This window comes from Pseudalkalibacillus hwajinpoensis (genome assembly GCF_039851965.1).
GTDB classification, from domain to species: domain Bacteria; phylum Bacillota; class Bacilli; order Bacillales; family Guptibacillaceae; genus Guptibacillus; species Guptibacillus hwajinpoensis_E.
Genome location: NZ_CP156674.1, coordinates 3,053,273 through 3,070,417 on the forward strand (window position 1 = coordinate 3,053,273; position 17,145 = coordinate 3,070,417).

Sequence of the window (17,145 nt, forward strand, 5' to 3'; positions counted from 1 at the left end):
GGGCTTTTTTTGTTTCTATTGCGTTAAAAACAGGCAAAGGATTGTTGAATTTTAACAGCATTAAGGTATACTTGCTAAATAAAAGACAGGGGGGAATCACTGTTGAGTAGCTTTGAACATACGCTGCCATATGATCGAATGATGGGTGACATCTACATCCCACAATGTCCGTTTTGCCATAGCGAGAATGTACTAACACCTATGACGGATCGAGATTATAAGCAGGGTTGTGAAGAAATAAAAACCAGGCTTGTAATGCCTTGTTGCAATGGTAAGCTTGTGATCGAAAAGATAGATAGTGACTATTTCTGGACAAGTGAAGCAGTACGGAAGAATTATTAACGTAAAGGAAGAGTGAAATCATTGCGTGAAATAACTTATACAAAGATGCATGGCCTCGGCAACAATTACATCTATATTAATCTGTTTGAGCAGGATCTACCTGAAGATAAACTTACTCACTACGCGGTTGAGGTGTCGAATGTTCATACAGGCATTGGATCTGATGGTATGATTTTAATTTGTCCTTCTGAACAAGCAGAGGTGAAGATGAGAATCTTCAATAAGGACGGATCTGAAGGCAGGAATTGCGGAAATGGTTTGCGCTGTGTTGCTAAATATGCGTTTGAACATGGTTTGGTTGATTCAGAATCATTTGCAATTGAAACACTTGCTGGCCTCGTTCAGGCTGAGGTTCATCATCAACACCGTGTCGTCGAAACCGTTACAATTGATATGGGAAAGCCAAAATGGACGAGAGAAAGTCTCCCGATGGTAGGCGATCCAGAAGGCGAAGTCATTCAAGAAGAGGTCCTATATGAAAGCCAGCCGTTAGTCATGACAGGCGTTTCAATGGGAAACCCTCACATGGTTATGTTTGTGGATGATATAGAGGAAGCGCCTCTCACTACCGCAGGACCATATTTCACTGATCATAAGATGTTTCCTGAGAGTATCAATGTTGAATTTGTAGAATGTGTATCTGAAGCGGAGTACCACTTCCGCGTCTGGGAGAGAGGATCTGGAATTACCCAAGCCTGTGGTACGGGTGCATGTGCTGCTGTTGTGGCTGGCGTCCTCAATGGAAGAACGTCTAAAGGTACTGAGGTAACCGTTCACCTGGCAGGAGGCGACCTTCACATTACATGGGACATCGACGAGCACGTCTGGATGACTGGACCCGCTGTTACGATCGCGACAGGAACTTATTATTCACATAATTGAAAGTTAAAGGTTTGTAAATAAAAGGATAATCATGTAGAATAATAGGAGGTAGTGAATAGAGAGGGGACTCAAGCCTTGAACTGTGAAAAGATGCAGCAATACAACGAGGAGATTGAAATTCTTCGAGCAAAAATGACACAATCGGCTATAGCCCTCGGTTTAAATCATCCAGAAGTGCTCGAGTATAGTCAAAAACTTGATGAAACGCATAATCTGATATTGCAGTTAAAATATAAATACAAAGCTAAAGAACTGAGTATACCTGGCGTAAGATAAGGGTCAATTGTTGAGCTCAATTCCGAGGCGCGGTATACTAATAGTAGCAATACGGTGATTGGAGGGATTTAAATGATCCATTTATCTGAAGCTGCAGCAGCACAGGTAAAAGAAATGATGAAGCAAGAAGAAGGCGATAGCCTTTATCTTCGTGTAGGTGTAAAAGGCGGAGGCTGTACAGGCTTAAGCTATGGTATGGGCTTTGACATCGAGATGAAAGACGACGACAAGTCACTTGATCCACAGCATGGCGTGACGATTATTATGGACAATGAAAGTGCACCTGTATTAGACGGTGTGAAAATTGATTATAAACAAAACATGATGGGCGGCGGATTTACGATTGACAATCCAAATGCCATCGCATCATGTGGCTGTGGTTCTTCGTTTAAGACAGCGACGAACGCTGGTACGCCGGAGAATTGTTAACTCATTATGGAACCTTCCCTGATTGGGAAGGTTTTTTTGTTGTCAAAAAAAAGGGATTCCAGTCGTTTTATCGAAACCTTTTGGAGAAGGAGACAATGCAATTGCTTCTTAATTTTTTCGCTATAGTCGAGAGGAGTGCACCTTATGGATGAAATTGGAGTTGGCGTACAGCTATATACGCTGCGCAATGAGTGTGAGAAAGATTTCTTTGAAACGTTAGTGAGAGTCGCGGGCATCGGGTATGAAGGGGTTGAATTAGCTGGATTATATGGGCATGAGCCAGAGGCTGTGAAAGAAAAATTGGATGAGCTCGGGTTATCGGTGATCGGCCATCATGTGCCAATCGAACGAATGGAGCGTGAACTTGATGCTGTCATCGGTGAGCAGAAGGCGCTTGGTAATACACGTATTGTATGTCCGTGGTTACCTCCTGAGAGAAGAAGTTCAGAGGATTTCGCGCAAGTAGCAAGTGTTCTAAAGCACGTAGCTGCAGTTTGTGCTCAATCCGATCTTCAGATTTGCTACCACCATCATGATTTTGAACTTGGTCATACATTAGAAACTAGTGAATTGTATACGATTCTCCAAGCTGATTCATCTATTCAAGCAGAGTTTGATATTTATTGGCTAAATCAAGGTGGACATGATCCGGTTGAATGGATGAATCAGTTTGCTGGAAGAACGCCTATCGTTCATTTGAAAGATCGATCGGATGATGAAAGAGAAGCAACCGTTATTTTAGGAACTGGAAATATTCACATAGAAGAAGTCATTCAACAGGGCCCTACTAGTGGCGTGAAATGGTGGGTTGTTGAACAGGATGAATGTGATTATGATCCAATCGAAAGTGTAACGCAAAGCTATCAGTATTTAAGGAAAGTTCAGCTCGAAAATAAAATGTAGAAAATATTCTAAAAATAGTGTTGAACATTCTGTGAACCTGATGTAAGATGAATGTAATCGATTTCATGAAATCGATTACAAAAGAAGGGAGGGGCATTTGAACTTTCTGGGGAGGATGTAATATGGCTACAATTGCAGATGTCGCGCAGTACACGGGGCTATCAAGTGCTACGGTTTCACGCGTCATCAATAATTATCCACACGTATCTAAAGACAAGCGCAAACTCGTCCATGATGCAATGAAAGAGCTCGGATATTTTCCTAACACATCTGCCAGAAATTTACGTAATCGAAAAACAAATCTTGTGGCAGTTTTGATTCCGAGATTGACGAATCCATTCTTTACATTGATTCTGGACGGAATCGAGAAGGTAGCAGAAGCAAATGGGTTTCAGTTGATAATCTGTCAGACGAAATCTAGTAAGAAGAAAGAACTTGATTTTCTAAATTTGTTACAAACAAAGCAGGTCGATGGTGTGATCTTCACGTCAATCGAAAACGAGTGGGAAGAAATTGAGCCATTTACAGCACATGGACCGATCATATTGTGTAATGAATATCATCATAACGCCACCGTACCAATGGTTCGGCTGGACCAGGTACAGGGAAGCTATTTAGGTACTCAGCATTTGATTAGAAAAGGCCACACTCGAATTGCGTATTGCATGGGTTCAACGAGCGGATTATCAACTGACCGGCGTCGTGGATTCTTTAATGCAATCGAAGAAGCAGGCCTTGAGGTCAAACCAGAATGGATCTTCCGAGATACATACACAATGGAAGATGGAAAACGAGTATTTATTGAGCTGCTTAAGCTTTCAGAACGACCAACTGCCATTTTTACTGGTGGTGATGAGGTTGCATCAGCAATGGTTAAAGAAGCTAGACGAAACGGGCTCGATGTACCGAAAGATCTCGCGATACTCGGTTTTGATGATCAGCCGATCGCAAGCTTAATCGAACCAGAACTATCAACCATTTATCAACCTGGTGACGAAATTGGCGCTCGAGCAATGGATATTTTCATTGATTGTTTAAATGGCACTCAGGAACGAAACAGGGCAACTGTTAAAATGCTTCCTTTATCACTGGTTGTTCGTCAATCCACATAGGCAATAAATGAAAGCGTTATCTTGTGTTAATTGAAATCGATTACAATAAATCCTAAGGGGGACTTTATTATTATGAGAATTTTGAAGAATAGTAAGCTACTTACTATCGTTTTGGCCCTTATCCTTGTCCTATCTGCATGTAGCTCTTCAAACAATTCCTCTACAAACAACAGCAGTAATAGCAATTCAGGTGATGAAAATGCAAGCTCAGGTGACGGTGAAAAGGTAACGATTGTCTATGCACGTGGTAAAGATGCAACTGGCGCAACAGATGTATTGGTTGAGGAATTTGAGAAACAGAATCCTAACATTGAGGTAGAATTCCGAGAAATGCCGACTGATACAGGTGCACAGCACGATGCATACGTTACAATGCTGAACGCAGAATCGTCTGAGATCGATGTCTTTGATGTCGACGTTATCTGGCCAGCTGAATTTGCGCAGGCAGGATATGTTATGCCTCTAGATCGCTTTATTCAAAAAGATGGCATTAACATGGAAGATTACAACCAGGGTCCAGTTTCTGCCGCAACATTTAATGGTAAGCAATGGGCAATGCCAAAGTTCATTGATGCTGGAATGCTTTTCTATCGTTCTGATCTAGTTTCAGAAGCTCCAAAAACATGGGATGACCTTATGACTCAGGCTTCTGAAATTCAAGGTCAAGAAGGAACGAAATTTGGATATTTGATGCAAGGGAAGCAATACGAAGGTCTTGTATGTAATGCAGTTGAATTCGTAGCTTCATACGGCGGTGCATTTATTGATGAGAACGGTGAAGTTGTTATTAATAGCCCTGAAGCAATCAAGGGTTTAAGCAAGCTTGTTGAAGTTGCGAACTCGGACATTGTGCCAGATAACGTGACAACATTTACTGAGGTTGAATCTCACACTGCATTTATTGAAGGACAAGCTCCATTTATTCGTAACTGGCCTTATCAGTACGCACTTGCTAACGACGAAGAGCAGTCCAAAATCGTTGGAAATGTAGAAGTAGCTCCACTTCCGGAAGGCGATGCTGGATCTGCAGCAGCTCTTGGCGGCTGGATGGCAGCTATCAATAATTACTCTGAGCATCCTCAAGAAGCATGGGAATTCCTAAAGTTCATGACTGGTAAAGAAGGACAGAAAATCGATGCGATTGAAGGTTCACATGCTCCTACACTTCCAGCCCTATTCGATGATCAAGAGATTATTGATGCTAACCCATTCTTCGGTGAAGAAGGATTCCAGACTGCACTTGAAGCAGCTGTTTCCCGTCCTGTAGCTCCTAACTACCCTGAAATCTCTGAAATCATTCAAATCCATGTTTCTAAGGCCATTGCAGGAGAAGAAACTCCTGAAGAAGCTGCGGCAGCAATGGAAAAAGAAATGAATGAAAAACTAGTGAAGTAAATGTAAGGAACATTAGCCTTCAATCTGAAGGCTAATGTTCTTCCTAAATGAGAGGAGCGGTGGTATGCAAACAGATATCGATCCGAATCAGCCTATTAAAATAGATAAACAGCCTAAGAAGAGAAAGAAGAAAAATAAAGATGCGTTAGTTGGGTACTTACTTGTTGCACCGGCACTTATTCTAATTCTTGCGATTTCAATCTGGCCAGTATTTCAATCTTTTTACTTCAGTCTATTCGATCTTCGTTTGAATGAACCAACGAAATCAGCTGTCCATCTGGATTACCAAATTGACCTTGATCGTTATTTGCAGAATTATCCATTCTTGATCGGGGCAATCGACTCTGAAATTAATAAAGGGAATTCAAGTGAAGAACTTACTGAAATGAAATCTACGCTTGAAGAACTTGATGCTGGTATTAAAGAGAATCCAAAAGCAGCAGAGAATTACGATGAAATCAATGATAAGCTTGATAACTTTGAGAATATACCTGAGGATATGAAGTATGTTGAAATCGAAAAAAGTGTCGCTGAGGATTTTATAACCTCTGTCAATGAAATCAATACCGAATTAAAAGGGATCAACGAGGCTGGTAATTTGGAACAGGGAGATAAAATCGTTGGGTTATCTTCTTCTCTCGATGACATTATCGTTGAACCGAACTTTATAGGATTCGATCATTATCAAGACAATTTAACCGATCAAAGAATGTGGAAGTCGCTCTGGAACACGAGTGTATTTACGTTTATTTCCGTCTTAGCTGAACTTATTCTTGGTCTTGCAATCGCATTGCTTATTAACAAAGCTTTCATAGGAAGAGGACTTATTCGCGCAAGTATTCTAATCCCCTGGGCGGTACCAACAGCCGTTGCTGCACTCATGTGGAAATTTCTCTACGATGGTCAGAATGGTATTGTAGCAAAATTATTTGAAGACGTTGGACTCATAGATAGTATGGCTATGCTTTTGACAACGGATACAGGCGCTATGTTCTCGGTTATTTTTGCCGATGTATGGAAAACAACACCTTACATGGCATTGCTACTTCTTGCAGGACTTCAAACGATCCCATCATCCCTTTACGAAGCAGCATCGATTGATGGGGCGAACAAGTGGAAGCAGTTCGTAACGATCACATTACCACTTCTTAAAACAAGCATTCTTGTTGCGCTATTGTTCCGTACTCTGGATGCCTTCCGAGTGTTTGACTTAATTTACGTTTTAACTGGTGGTGGACCAGCGAACTCAACTGAAACAATCTCGATCCTTGCATATACGGTTATGTTCTCTCAAACCAACTTTGGTGAAGGATCAGCACTTTCAGTAATCGTCTTTATCTGTGTTGCCATCATTTCAGGAATCTTTATTAAGCTCCTTGGATCTGAACTACTCAATGATGGTTCTGGAAAATAATGAATATTTATTTTAAGATGAAGAAGGAGGGCCAACCAGATGAATAAGAAAGCGGGACCGATGTTTTATGTCTTTCTAGTCGTATTTGTCTTTATCGTCATGTTTCCATTTCTATGGATGCTTGCGAGTTCGATTAAGCCGCTGTCCGAGCTATTTGGTAAAGAAGCGTTCAATCCATTTACATCGAATCCAACATTGCAAAACTATGTATCCGTTTTCGTAGATTATCCGTTTATGCGTTATCTCTGGAATAGTACGGTTGTGGCAACAATTACAACTGTTTATACAGTTCTTGTCGCGTCATTCGCTGCCTATGCCATTGCGCGTCTGAATTTTCGCGGAAAGCCCATTATTTTAGGTGTCGTGCTATCTGTATCGATGTTTCCGCAGATCGCAACCATTTCACCAATCTACATTTTCTTGAAGAATCTTGGTCTTACAAATAGCTATCTTGGATTAATCATTCCGTATACAACGATCACGCTTCCGTTATCGATCTGGTTACTCGTGACGTTCTTCCGGAAAATCCCGTTTGATCTTGAAGAAGCTGCCAAAATCGATGGTGCTTCACTATGGCAAACCTACTGGAAAGTTATTATGCCGCTTGCCGTACCTGGGATTTTCACGACAGCTATACTCGTGTTTATCGCAGCGTGGAATGAATTTCTATTTGCCCTTACGATTAACACGGCAGATAAGTTTAAAACTGTTCCAGTCGGAATTGCCTTATTCCAGGGACAGTTCACAATCCCATGGGGAGAGATTTCAGCAGCTACAGTTGTTGTTACCGTTCCGCTTGTCATCATGGTACTAGTTTTCCAAAGAAGAATTGTATCTGGTTTAACATCTGGTTCAGTAAAAGAATAGAAAATAGGAGTGGATCTACTTGATTAACGTAACCGTATGGAACGAAAATCGACACGAACAAAAGAGTGAAGAAGTAAGAAATGTCTATCCGAACGGAATCCATGGAGCGATTGCTGATTTTTTGAAAGACGATTTCGAAGTTAGAACAGCGAAGCTTGATGAGCCTGAACATGGATTATCAGAGGAAGTACTAAACGGCACGGATGTTCTACTGTGGTGGGGCCACATTGCACATGAGGAAGTTTCTGATGAAGTAGTAAACCGCGTTCATCAACGCGTCCTTGATGGTATGGGACTCATTGTGCTTCATTCCGGTCACTTTTCGAAAATTTTCAAGAAGCTGATGGGAACAGGCTGTGATTTGAAGTGGCGTGAAGCGGATGAGAAAGAACGCATGTGGGTTATTGATCCAACGCATCCAATTGCGGAAGGGCTTGGTGAAACGATTGAGCTTGAGCGAGAGGAAATGTATGGAGAGCATTTCGATATTCCTGCTCCGGATGAGCTTGTATTTGTTAGCTGGTTTGAAGGTGGAGAGGTCTTCAGAAGCGGCTGTACATATAAGCGTGGTCAGGGGAAAGTGTTTTACTTTAGACCGGGGCATGAAACCTATCCGACGTACTATCATGAGGATGTTCAACGTGTCTTGAAGAATGCAGTTAGCTGGGCTAAACCAACTACAATTGCAAAGCCAGCCTACGGAAACGCACAGCCACTCGAAACCATTACGTCTAAATAACAGAAAGATAGAGGAGGAGAAACCATGAGAAAATTACAAATTGGTGTTATCGGATGTGGAAGTATTGCGAAGCATCGTCATCTTCCAGAATACGCGGCAAACACACAAATAGAAATTGCTGCGGTATGCGACATTGTCAAGACGAGGGCTGATGAAATTGCAGCACTTTATGGTGCACGTTCATACGAAAGTTTTGAAGAATTGCTTCAAAATAGTGAGATAGATGCAGTAAGCGTGTGTACGCCTAACTACCTTCACGCCCCGATTTCCATTGCTGCATTAAAAGCGGGAAAGCATGTACTTTGTGAAAAGCCAATGGCAACGTCACGATTAGATGCAGAAAAGATGATTGAAACAGCCCGCGCTAGCGGTAAGAAATTAATGATTGCTCATAATCAACGTTTTGTTCCTTCTCATGCTAAGGCAAGAGAAATTCTTGCTAGCGGCGAGATCGGCAAAGTGTACAGCTTCAGAACAGCTTTCGGCCATCCAGGCCCTGAGACATGGAGTGTTGATGGCACAGAGAGCTGGTTCTTTGAGAAGGATAAAGCATTTATTGGAGCAATGGGAGATCTTGGTGTGCATAAAACAGACCTCATCCGCTATTTGCTTGGTGAGGAAATCGTTGAAGTTGGCTCATTTGTAGAAACAAGCGCAAAGGAATTTGCAACAGTGGATGATAATGCGGTTTGTATTCTGAAATCTGAGAGCGGTATTATCGGTACGCTTGCTGCAAGTTGGGCTTATACTGCCAAAGAAGACAACTCTACAATCATCTATGCAGAAAAAGCGATCCTTCGCCTTGAAGATGATCCAGTAAATTCACTCGTTGTTCAGTACCAGACAGGTGAAGTGGTCAAATATGAGCTTGGCGGCATACAGACAAATGATAATGACGGTCAATCAAGTTCACAGGTTATTGATCGCTTTGTGGACAGTATCATTTCAGGTAAAGAAGTTCCTGTAAGTGGGACTGAAGGAATGAACTCGCTTCAAGTTGTACTTGCTGCACTTGAATCGAATGAAACAAAGAAAATCATTAATCTGAGGTGATATCATGACTAAATTAAGAATGGGTATTATAGGGTCTGGCGGCATCGCTCAGTCCCGTCATATCCCTGCGTACCAGCAACTCGCCGAACAGGTAAAGTTGTTTGGTGTATATGACGTTGACTATGAGAGAGCGAAGCAAGCTGCGCTTTTATTTAACATTACAAATGTGTATGAACACGTTGCAGATATGCTGAAAGAAGTAGATGCGGTAACGATTTGTACACCAAATAAATTCCACGCTGAGCTTGCTGTTGAAGCACTAAAGGCCGGAGTTCACGTACTTTGTGAAAAGCCAATGGCCATGACGGTTGAAGAGTGTGACCGCATGATCGCGGCGGAGAAGGAGTCAGGTAAGATCCTATCAATTGCCTACCACTATCGCTTTATGAAGGAGCCTCGCGCTGCCCGTCAGGTAATTCAGGAAAAAGAAATTGGCGATCCGATGGTTGCTAGAATTCAGGCCCTTCGCCGTCGCAAAGTACCAAGTTGGGGTGTATTTACGAATAAACAGCTTCAGGGCGGTGGGAGTTTGATTGACTATGGCTGTCATTTTCTTGATTTAAGTATGTGGCTGATGGGGAGCCCTAAGCCTGTTGAAGTATCAGGAACAACTTATAACAGACTAAGTAAAACCCCTGAACAGGTTAACCTGTGGGGTGGGTTTGATCATGAAACGTTCAACGTAGACGACCATGTGACTGCGTATATTAAATTTGATAACGATGTTTCGATGCTTTTTGAAACATCCTGGTCGGCAAACATTGCCGAAGATAAAGAATCCGTTAGCATCTCGGGTAGCGATGGCGGGCTTGATGTGTTTCCGTTCCAGCTTAATAAAGCACAATATGGGATGCTGTTAAACAGCAGCAGTCAATGGGTGCCAGGAGAAGATGACCCCGGATTACCTCAGGCTGCTAACTTTGTGAACAGTTGCCTCGGGCTAGAAGAACCGATTGTAAAAGCAGAAGAAGCACGGACAGTTTCACAGGTCATTGAAGCAATCTATGAAAGCTGTGCGACTGGAAGAAGCATTCGGATCTAATTTTAATATCAATAGGAGTGAGACGATGAAACTAGGCGTATTTACCGTTCTATTTGCAGATAAATCTTTTGAAGAGATGCTCGACCATGCAAAAGCTTCCGGATTAAAGGCAGTAGAAATCGGAACAGGGGGCTATCCAGGTGGTGCTCATTGTAATCTCGATGAATTGCTGGATAGTGAAGCGAAGCGAACAGAATACCTTGAAAAGGTACAAGCAAGAGGACTTGAAATTAGTGCCTTCAGCTGTCATGGCAATCCCCTTTCGCCTGATAAGGCATTTGCAGATGAATGTCATGAAGCGTTCGTAAAAACAGTGAAACTTGCATCACTAATGAACGTGCCAGTCGTCAATTGCTTCTCTGGAACGCCCGGAGATCATGAGGATGCTAAATTCCCGAACTGGCCAGTAACACCGTGGCCTGCTGAGTACTCTGATGTCCTGACGTGGCAGTGGGAAGAAAAGCTTGTTCCATACTGGAAAGAGTGGGGGCAGTTCGCAAAAAATCACAATGTAAAAATCGGTCTCGAGCTCCATGGAGGGTTCCTTGTCCATACACCGTATACGATGTTGAAGCTTCGTGAGCTTACGTGTGATGCTGTAGGGGCGAACCTTGATCCAAGTCATATGTGGTGGCAGGGCATTGATCCGGTTGCAGCAATCAAAATTCTTGGCAAAGAAAATGCGATTCATCACTTCCATGCGAAAGACACGTACATCGATCAGGATAACGTGAACATGCATGGATTAACAGATATGCAGCCATATGGAGAAGTAAAATCTCGTGCATGGACGTTCCGTTCTGTCGGTTGCGGCCACAGTAACCAGGAATGGTCGAACATGATGAGTGCACTTCGTACGTATGGATATGATCATGTGGTGAGTATTGAACATGAAGATCCGCTCATGTCGATTGAAGAAGGCTTCCAGCGTGCAGTAAGGAATTTACAGTCTGTATTAATTGAAGAACAACCAGGCGAGATGTGGTGGGCTTAATAACCGCAAACAAAACCCCGGTTCCTTTAATGGAAATCGGGGTTTTGTTTTATTGACCCTTTAGGGATTAATCGAAGCGTAATGGTCAACTGTTCCTATCCGATTGGTTCAACTAACCATCATAGGGACCCATTATGATGGAAGTTTCACTTTACTCCGTATCCTCTTTCCATTCATTATCTATTAACATCTTACCAGGCCATGTATAAGCCATAATCCCGCCATCAGCGGTAATGTCTTCACCAGTAACGTAGGAGCTATCATCAGAAGCGAGGAAGAGAGCTACCTTCGCCATTTCATCTGGTCTTCCCAGACGTCCAAGTGGGGTAATCCATTTATTCGCATCCCTGAATTTATGGCCCATTTCTTCGTCCTTTGATCCAGCGAGCTTATCAATTAAAGGCGTTTCAATTGTACCTGGTGACAGTGAGTTCACTCTGATGCCCTGTCTCGCATAGTCAATCGCCATGGCTTTTGTAAAGTTCGTGATACCGCCTTTTGCTGCGTTGTACCCTGAACGATCTAAGTCAGCGGCTCTACCCGACATGGAAGATGTGTTGATGATTGAGCCACCATTATCAAGCATGAGCGGAATTAAGTATTTGCTTGATAAGAACGTACCTCTTAAGTCGACGGCAATAATTTTATCAAATAATTCAACGGGGTATTCGTGAACTTTGCCGCCTTCTTGATCAGTCCCGGCATTGTTAAATAAAACATCAATTGTGCCAAATTCTTCTTTAACCTGATTAGCAAAGTTTGTTACGCTTTCTTCATCTGATACGTCAACGTGATATGATTTAACGTTTCCGCCATTTTTGTTTAGTTCGTTTGCTGTCTTTTCCATCTCTTCCGTATTGATGTCTGCGCATAGTACCGTTGCGCCTTCTTTGGCAAAGAGTTCTACTGTTGCTTTTCCAATACCGGTGGCCGCACCTGTTATGACAGACGTTTTATTTTGAAGTCTATTCATTAATGATCCTCCTCCATCTTTTCTTCATCCTGTTCATCTGTTTCCCTATGAATTGAAAAAGTAATCATGAGGACATCACTATGATGAATTTAATTTTCATCACACCGTTAAGTGGCAGTGAAACCTCTTACCTCAATCCCCCTTATGATGGAAGTTTTACTGATGGAAAAACATGGTCGTAATGTAAACTATTTTTCATATCTCATCTCATTTGCTGGTGATAAACTTAAACTATTAGCTTAGAAAGTGGGGGATTCAAATGTACATATTAAGGATACGAGAAGAAGACTCAGGTCATCTCGAGACGGAGAGCATCGAGGTGCGGTATCGTGCAAATGTGGAATTTAAAAAACAAACGCTTACTTACTCCAATCGGCCTGGTCGCTATGAAATCTCATTGCTTCAAGAATCAGGCGAATCCATTATGACTACAAAAGTTGGGCTTGGCTGGTAGTTCTAAATACATATCAAAAACCCCCGTACAAGTTGTTTGGGGGTTTTTGACGATTGCTATTGCTAATGAGAAGAGTGAAACAGATTTTCCTTAACCGCTTTCCAATCCGGTTTCGGTGTGTCTTGTAAGCTGCGGAAAAGGGAGTAGCCAAGTCCTGCAGCCATCACTACTATAAAAATGATTTCAGTCATGCTCATCTCATCCCTTCAATTGAACTTACTTTTTCTTATCAAATAGGCTAGTACTGTGAAGCGGCTGTACTTTCGCATCGGGATCCATATAAGATTTAGCGTTATTAACAGCCGTTGGCGCTTCTCCAAAACCAGAAGCAATGAGTTTTACCTTCCCATCGTATGTAGCAACGTCACCAGCTGCATAAATCCCTGGCACATTCGTCTCCATCTTGGAATTCACAACGATGGAGTTCTTTTCAATTTCAAGACCCCATTCCTTAATCGGTCCAAGAGAAGAAATGAAACCGTAGTTTACAATTACCGCATCCACATCTTTCGTAATGGTTTCTTCGCCTTTAACAGGTGCAAGAACGACCTGGTTAATCCGCTCGCCGTCACCTATAAATTCGCTGATATTATAAGGCGTCTGAATCTCTACACTTGAATTCATCAACTGCTCTACGCTATGTTCATGTGCTCTGAACTTATCACGACGGTGAATCAACGTTACTTCTTCCGCAATCGGCTCAAGCATATTGGCCCAGTCAACTGCAGAATCTCCCCCACCTGCAATGAGCACTTTTTGCCCGGCGAATGCTGTTAAGTCATTAACGAAATAGTGCAGGTTCTTACCTTCGTAGTGATCTGCGCCTTCTACTTTAAGACGGCGAGGTTGGAACGCGCCAACGCCAGCAGTAATAATGACCGCACGCGTATAATGCTCTTCACCTGTATTAGAACGCAGGTAGAGAGTACCGTCTTCAAGCTTCGTTACTTCTTCTACTGATTGTTCCAACACAACTTCCGGATTAAACTGGTTTGCCTGTTCTTTCAAGTTATCAACGAGATCCTGAGCAAGTACTTTCGGAAAGCCAGCAACGTCATAAATATATTTTTCAGGATAGAGAGCAGAGAGTTGCCCTCCAAGCTGTGGCATACTTTCAATGATTTTAACGCGAAGCTGGCGCATTCCACCATAGAAAGCAGTGAATAAGCCGACAGGACCTCCGCCAATTATCGTAATATCATAAAGTTCTTGTTGGTCTGTCATAATCAGTCCCCCTTAAATTTAATCGATGTGCTTTCATTATTATAATCATAATAAAAACGGAACTAAACCCCAAACGTAAAAACACGTCTAGAAGTTTCATTATAAGGGTTGAAAAACAAAATAAAAAAGAATATGATTAAAATTGAGCGTCAGATTTGAACTATTTATGACAAAGTACGGGCTAGAGTTTCATTTTTTTTGTTCTAGAACGTGAAATCCTTAACAATGTCTCTCATTCTTTCTATTATTTTTTATTTTATGAGGAATAATATTTTTATTCTTAACGTTTAATGACGTTTCACGATTGGACGAAACAGGAATTTCTTAATTGTGTCCAAAAAATATCGGTATAAAGGTGGATGTGATACAAGTGAGTAAGCCAAAAATTGCGATCTTAGGTGCAGGGTACGGCGGTATTATGACAGCAGCGCGTCTTCAAAAGGAAATGGGTACGAACGAAGTAGAAGTTACACTTGTGAACAAGCATGACTATCACTATCAAACAACATGGCTTCATGAGCCAGCTGCAGGAACAATGCATCACGACAAAACACGTATTATGATTAAAGACGTTATTGATATGAACAAAATTAAGTTTATTAAAGACACTGTAGTAGAAGTGAAGCCTGAAGAGAAGCGTGTCATTCTCGCTAATGGTGAGCTAGTGTATGACTACCTTGTTCTTGCACTTGGTTTCGAACCGGCAACATTCGGTATTAAGGGACTAAAAGAGAATGCATTCAGCATTCGCAGCGTTAACTCTGTTCGTAAAATCCGCGAGCACATTGAATACCAATTCGCAAGCTACAACAACGAGCCAGAACGTCGTGATGACCTTCTAACAATCATCGTTGGTGGTGCAGGATTTACTGGTATCGAGTTCGTTGGTGAACTTGCAGAGCGAGTTCCAGAGCTTTGTAAAGAATTCGATATCGACCGTGATCGTGTTAAGATTATCAACGTTGAAGCTTCTCCAACTGTACTACCAGGCTTTGATGAAGAGCTTGTGGAGTATGCGATGAACCTTCTTGAGCGTAAAGGCGTTGAATTCCGTACGAACACAATGATTAAAGAAGTAATGGAAGACGGCGTGGTCCTTGGTGAGGACGAAGTAGTTAAATCAGCAACTGTTGTCTGGACTGGTGGGGTTCAAGGGAACTCAATCGTTGCAAATTCGGGCTTCGAAACAAACCGTGGCCGTGTACCTGTTCGTAAAGATCAGCGTACTCCTGATTACGACAATGTTTTTGTTGTAGGTGACTGTGCTCTTCTAATTAACGAAGAAATCAATCGTCCATTCCCTCCAACTGCACAGGTAGCGATTCAAGCAGCTGGTACAGTATCTAAGAACTTGCTAAACCTTGTACGCGGTAAGGAAACTGAAAGCTTTACACCAGATATCAAAGGAACAGTTGCATCACTTGGTAAAGGCGAAGCGATTGGTAAAGTAGGGAACAAGAAGCTTTATGGTAATACAGCTTCTGCAATGAAGAAAGTGATCGATAACCGTTATTTATTCATGCTGGGTGGACCAGGACTTGTCTGGAAAAAAGGGAAACTCAAGTTATTTTAAATATCAGATAAAGAGGGCAAAGACATGACGTCTTTGCCTTTTTTATACGTTAGGATAATATGATTTTTAGAAGGATAAAGCATAAGAAAAACGAAGGCTTTCGCCATAAAGGATTTGGCGATAAGCCAGGTTTTTCTTATCTATTCAAAGGAATAGGGGCTATGGTACAGCTTATGATGACATGCTTCTAAATATGCCGGGGAGGAATAAGTAGTGGGTGAGAGAGGAAAAGTCTGGCTTGCTGCAGCAGGAATTGTAGAAGCTGACGGCAAGTATCTCGTTGTAAAAAAGAAATATGGGGGCCTAAAAGGAAAGTGGTCCTTTCCAGCAGGATTCGTTGATCCTGGTGAAACAGTTGATGAAGCAGCCATGCGTGAAGTATTTGAAGAGACAGGGATACGGACCAAACCTATTAGTATGGTGGGTTTACGATCTGGTGTGATTCAATACGATATAAGTGATAACTTAATTGTATTTAATATGGAGATAACTGGTGGAATATTAACTTCTGAAACAGCAGAAATCGCTGAAACTCGATTTATGTCCGAAGAGGAGCTATTAACTGATCCAGACACATCTTCTATGATTCCGTATTTTCTTAAAGGAACCAGTCAATTCGAAACAACCATGAATCCAGGAGATCACTTTGGCTACACAACCTATAAGCTTTTTCAAAATAAATGAAATAATTAGATTGAAGTCGAAATTATCTGATAACTGAACATGTATTCGCTTACACGAGCTATTAAGAGCTTATTTAGGGTTTTTCTTTTCCAACCATTCTTGGTATATTATCAGAAAATTACAATAAAGGAGTGGTTGATTTGAAACGACAGCAGAGTAAGGGGAAAGCAACAGACTGTCCTTATTGCCAGGGAAAGGGGTACTTTCAACTGCTTCTTGGTGGATCGGAAACTTGCGATAACTGTTCAGGAAGCGGAGCAAAGAATAATCCAACAAACTAGGTGCAACTGCACCTGGTTTTTTTATGCGAGCTGATCATGGTAGAGAAAAAGCTGAAATCCAAATAAAGATCCTTCTCTCTTTTTTTATCAATCTACATCGTCGTGTTCACTCTCTGTTCATTGACTATCCGTTCACAATCCAGTAAACTTACAATGATTACTCGGGGGTGAACATATGGCAATTCCACAGCTGATCATTTCGATGCTGCTGTTTATTGTGCTTTTCTTTGGGATTGGATTCCTGCTCAATATGCTGCTTCGTTCGACATGGATCATGGCGGTTGTATATCCAATTATCGTCATTATGATTATTGATAACGTTTCATTTTTTCAATACTTCTCAACACCAGGCTCTGCCTTTAAATCACTAGGAACAGATCTCCTATCCCTTGGAAGCGCAGATGCCATTATCTTATCAGCCGGATTAGTTGGAGCCGTTTTTGCAGGTGTTGCAATTCGTATGCTCCGCGTTAGAGGATATCAAATGTTCTAAAAGCTTCGCCAGTAG

21 protein-coding genes are annotated in these 17,145 nt (G+C 41.9%); 18 read left to right on the top strand and 3 right to left on the bottom strand.

Features of this window, described 5'->3' with window-relative positions:
- The first annotated feature begins 102 nt into the window (after window positions 1-102).
- From ABFG93_RS15815 to ABFG93_RS15875, 13 genes are all read left to right on the top strand, one after another.
- Window positions 103-342, top strand: coding sequence for a hypothetical protein (locus ABFG93_RS15815; protein ID WP_347548978.1), 240 nt, complete (start codon window positions 103-105; stop codon window positions 340-342).
- Between the two features lie 21 nt (window positions 343-363).
- Window positions 364-1,224, top strand: a complete 861-nt coding sequence (gene dapF / locus ABFG93_RS15820; RefSeq protein ID WP_431522008.1) for a diaminopimelate epimerase — start codon at window positions 364-366, stop codon at window positions 1,222-1,224.
- A 75-nt stretch (window positions 1,225-1,299) separates the two neighbouring features.
- On the top strand, window positions 1,300-1,500 hold the full coding sequence (locus tag ABFG93_RS15825; protein WP_347548979.1) for an aspartyl-phosphate phosphatase Spo0E family protein: 201 nt from the start codon (window positions 1,300-1,302) through the stop codon (window positions 1,498-1,500).
- 72 nt (window positions 1,501-1,572) lie between these two features.
- The gene (locus tag ABFG93_RS15830) at window positions 1,573-1,929 is read left to right on the top strand and encodes a HesB/IscA family protein (protein ID WP_347548980.1); all 357 of its coding nucleotides are present in this window, start codon (window positions 1,573-1,575) and stop codon (window positions 1,927-1,929) included.
- Window positions 1,930-2,073: 144 nt separating this feature from the next.
- Window positions 2,074-2,832 (top strand): sugar phosphate isomerase/epimerase family protein, encoded by a 759-nt coding sequence (locus tag ABFG93_RS15835; RefSeq protein ID WP_347548981.1) that lies wholly within the window; start codon window positions 2,074-2,076, stop codon window positions 2,830-2,832.
- Between the two features lie 122 nt (window positions 2,833-2,954).
- Entirely contained in the window at window positions 2,955-3,944 is a 990-nt protein-coding gene (locus tag ABFG93_RS15840; RefSeq protein ID WP_347548982.1) for a LacI family DNA-binding transcriptional regulator, read from the top strand.
- Between the two features lie 72 nt (window positions 3,945-4,016).
- Window positions 4,017-5,339, top strand: coding sequence for an ABC transporter substrate-binding protein (locus ABFG93_RS15845; protein WP_347548983.1), 1,323 nt, complete (start codon window positions 4,017-4,019; stop codon window positions 5,337-5,339).
- Between the two features lie 64 nt (window positions 5,340-5,403).
- Complete coding sequence (locus tag ABFG93_RS15850; RefSeq protein WP_347548984.1) at window positions 5,404-6,753, top strand: carbohydrate ABC transporter permease; 1,350 nt, start codon at window positions 5,404-5,406, stop codon at window positions 6,751-6,753.
- Between the two features lie 39 nt (window positions 6,754-6,792).
- On the top strand, window positions 6,793-7,620 hold the full coding sequence (locus ABFG93_RS15855) for a carbohydrate ABC transporter permease (RefSeq protein WP_347548985.1): 828 nt from the start codon (window positions 6,793-6,795) through the stop codon (window positions 7,618-7,620).
- 19 nt (window positions 7,621-7,639) lie between these two features.
- Window positions 7,640-8,359 (top strand): ThuA domain-containing protein, encoded by a 720-nt coding sequence (locus tag ABFG93_RS15860; RefSeq protein WP_347548986.1) that lies wholly within the window; start codon window positions 7,640-7,642, stop codon window positions 8,357-8,359.
- A 24-nt stretch (window positions 8,360-8,383) separates the two neighbouring features.
- Window positions 8,384-9,412 carry a Gfo/Idh/MocA family protein gene (locus ABFG93_RS15865; RefSeq protein WP_347548987.1) on the top strand — a complete coding sequence of 343 codons (1,029 nt, stop codon included), beginning with the start codon at window positions 8,384-8,386 and terminating at the stop codon, window positions 9,410-9,412.
- A 4-nt stretch (window positions 9,413-9,416) separates the two neighbouring features.
- A complete protein-coding gene (locus ABFG93_RS15870; protein ID WP_347548988.1) occupies window positions 9,417-10,454 on the top strand; it encodes a Gfo/Idh/MocA family protein in 1,038 nt (345 codons plus the stop codon).
- A gap of 25 nt (window positions 10,455-10,479) precedes the next feature.
- Window positions 10,480-11,448, top strand: a complete 969-nt coding sequence (locus ABFG93_RS15875) for a sugar phosphate isomerase/epimerase family protein (RefSeq protein WP_347548989.1) — start codon at window positions 10,480-10,482, stop codon at window positions 11,446-11,448.
- 151 nt (window positions 11,449-11,599) lie between these two features.
- Here the strand turns inward: ABFG93_RS15875 and ABFG93_RS15880 are convergent, their stop codons facing one another.
- A complete protein-coding gene (locus ABFG93_RS15880) occupies window positions 11,600-12,421 on the bottom strand; it encodes an SDR family oxidoreductase (protein WP_347548990.1) in 822 nt (273 codons plus the stop codon).
- A 259-nt stretch (window positions 12,422-12,680) separates the two neighbouring features.
- On the opposite strand from ABFG93_RS15880, the gene ABFG93_RS15885 reads away from it, so the two are divergent.
- The gene (locus ABFG93_RS15885; protein WP_347548991.1) at window positions 12,681-12,875 is read left to right on the top strand and encodes a hypothetical protein; all 195 of its coding nucleotides are present in this window, start codon (window positions 12,681-12,683) and stop codon (window positions 12,873-12,875) included.
- A gap of 62 nt (window positions 12,876-12,937) precedes the next feature.
- On the opposite strand, the gene ABFG93_RS15890 is transcribed toward ABFG93_RS15885, so the two are convergent.
- Complete coding sequence (locus ABFG93_RS15890; protein ID WP_347548992.1) at window positions 12,938-13,066, bottom strand: hypothetical protein; 129 nt, start codon at window positions 13,064-13,066, stop codon at window positions 12,938-12,940.
- A 25-nt stretch (window positions 13,067-13,091) separates the two neighbouring features.
- The gene (locus ABFG93_RS15895; RefSeq protein WP_347548993.1) at window positions 13,092-14,099 is read right to left on the bottom strand and encodes an NAD(P)/FAD-dependent oxidoreductase; all 1,008 of its coding nucleotides are present in this window, start codon (window positions 14,097-14,099) and stop codon (window positions 13,092-13,094) included.
- 370 nt (window positions 14,100-14,469) lie between these two features.
- On the opposite strand from ABFG93_RS15895, the gene ABFG93_RS15900 reads away from it, so the two are divergent.
- From ABFG93_RS15900 to ABFG93_RS15915, 4 genes are all read left to right on the top strand, one after another.
- A complete protein-coding gene (locus ABFG93_RS15900; protein ID WP_347548994.1) occupies window positions 14,470-15,672 on the top strand; it encodes an NAD(P)/FAD-dependent oxidoreductase in 1,203 nt (400 codons plus the stop codon).
- Between the two features lie 213 nt (window positions 15,673-15,885).
- A complete protein-coding gene (locus ABFG93_RS15905) occupies window positions 15,886-16,356 on the top strand; it encodes an NUDIX domain-containing protein (protein ID WP_347548995.1) in 471 nt (156 codons plus the stop codon).
- 140 nt (window positions 16,357-16,496) lie between these two features.
- Window positions 16,497-16,637, top strand: a complete 141-nt coding sequence (locus tag ABFG93_RS15910) for a YuiA family protein (protein WP_347548996.1) — start codon at window positions 16,497-16,499, stop codon at window positions 16,635-16,637.
- A 175-nt stretch (window positions 16,638-16,812) separates the two neighbouring features.
- A complete protein-coding gene (locus tag ABFG93_RS15915) occupies window positions 16,813-17,130 on the top strand; it encodes a YuiB family protein (protein WP_347548997.1) in 318 nt (105 codons plus the stop codon).
- Window positions 17,131-17,145: the final 15 nt, after the last annotated feature.

What these genes read in the sequence shown, in the direction of transcription:
- ABFG93_RS15830 (WP_347548980.1), top strand. Translation starts at nt 1,573, where the DNA reads ATGATCCATTTATCTGAAGCTGCAGCAGCACAGGTAAAAGAAATGATG.
- ABFG93_RS15835 (WP_347548981.1), top strand. Translation starts at nt 2,074, where the DNA reads ATGGATGAAATTGGAGTTGGCGTACAGCTATATACGCTGCGCAATGAG.
- ABFG93_RS15840 (WP_347548982.1), top strand. Translation starts at nt 2,955, where the DNA reads ATGGCTACAATTGCAGATGTCGCGCAGTACACGGGGCTATCAAGTGCT.
- ABFG93_RS15845 (WP_347548983.1), top strand. Translation starts at nt 4,017, where the DNA reads ATGAGAATTTTGAAGAATAGTAAGCTACTTACTATCGTTTTGGCCCTT.
- ABFG93_RS15850 (WP_347548984.1), top strand. Translation starts at nt 5,404, where the DNA reads ATGCAAACAGATATCGATCCGAATCAGCCTATTAAAATAGATAAACAG.
- ABFG93_RS15855 (WP_347548985.1), top strand. Translation starts at nt 6,793, where the DNA reads ATGAATAAGAAAGCGGGACCGATGTTTTATGTCTTTCTAGTCGTATTT.
- ABFG93_RS15865 (WP_347548987.1), top strand. Translation starts at nt 8,384, where the DNA reads ATGAGAAAATTACAAATTGGTGTTATCGGATGTGGAAGTATTGCGAAG.
- ABFG93_RS15870 (WP_347548988.1), top strand. Translation starts at nt 9,417, where the DNA reads ATGACTAAATTAAGAATGGGTATTATAGGGTCTGGCGGCATCGCTCAG.
- ABFG93_RS15875 (WP_347548989.1), top strand. Translation starts at nt 10,480, where the DNA reads ATGAAACTAGGCGTATTTACCGTTCTATTTGCAGATAAATCTTTTGAA.
- ABFG93_RS15880 (WP_347548990.1), bottom strand. Translation starts at nt 12,421, where the DNA reads ATGAATAGACTTCAAAATAAAACGTCTGTCATAACAGGTGCGGCCACC.
- ABFG93_RS15885 (WP_347548991.1), top strand. Translation starts at nt 12,681, where the DNA reads ATGTACATATTAAGGATACGAGAAGAAGACTCAGGTCATCTCGAGACG.
- ABFG93_RS15890 (WP_347548992.1), bottom strand. Translation starts at nt 13,066, where the DNA reads ATGACTGAAATCATTTTTATAGTAGTGATGGCTGCAGGACTTGGCTAC.
- ABFG93_RS15895 (WP_347548993.1), bottom strand. Translation starts at nt 14,099, where the DNA reads ATGACAGACCAACAAGAACTTTATGATATTACGATAATTGGCGGAGGT.
- ABFG93_RS15915 (WP_347548997.1), top strand. Translation starts at nt 16,813, where the DNA reads ATGGCAATTCCACAGCTGATCATTTCGATGCTGCTGTTTATTGTGCTT.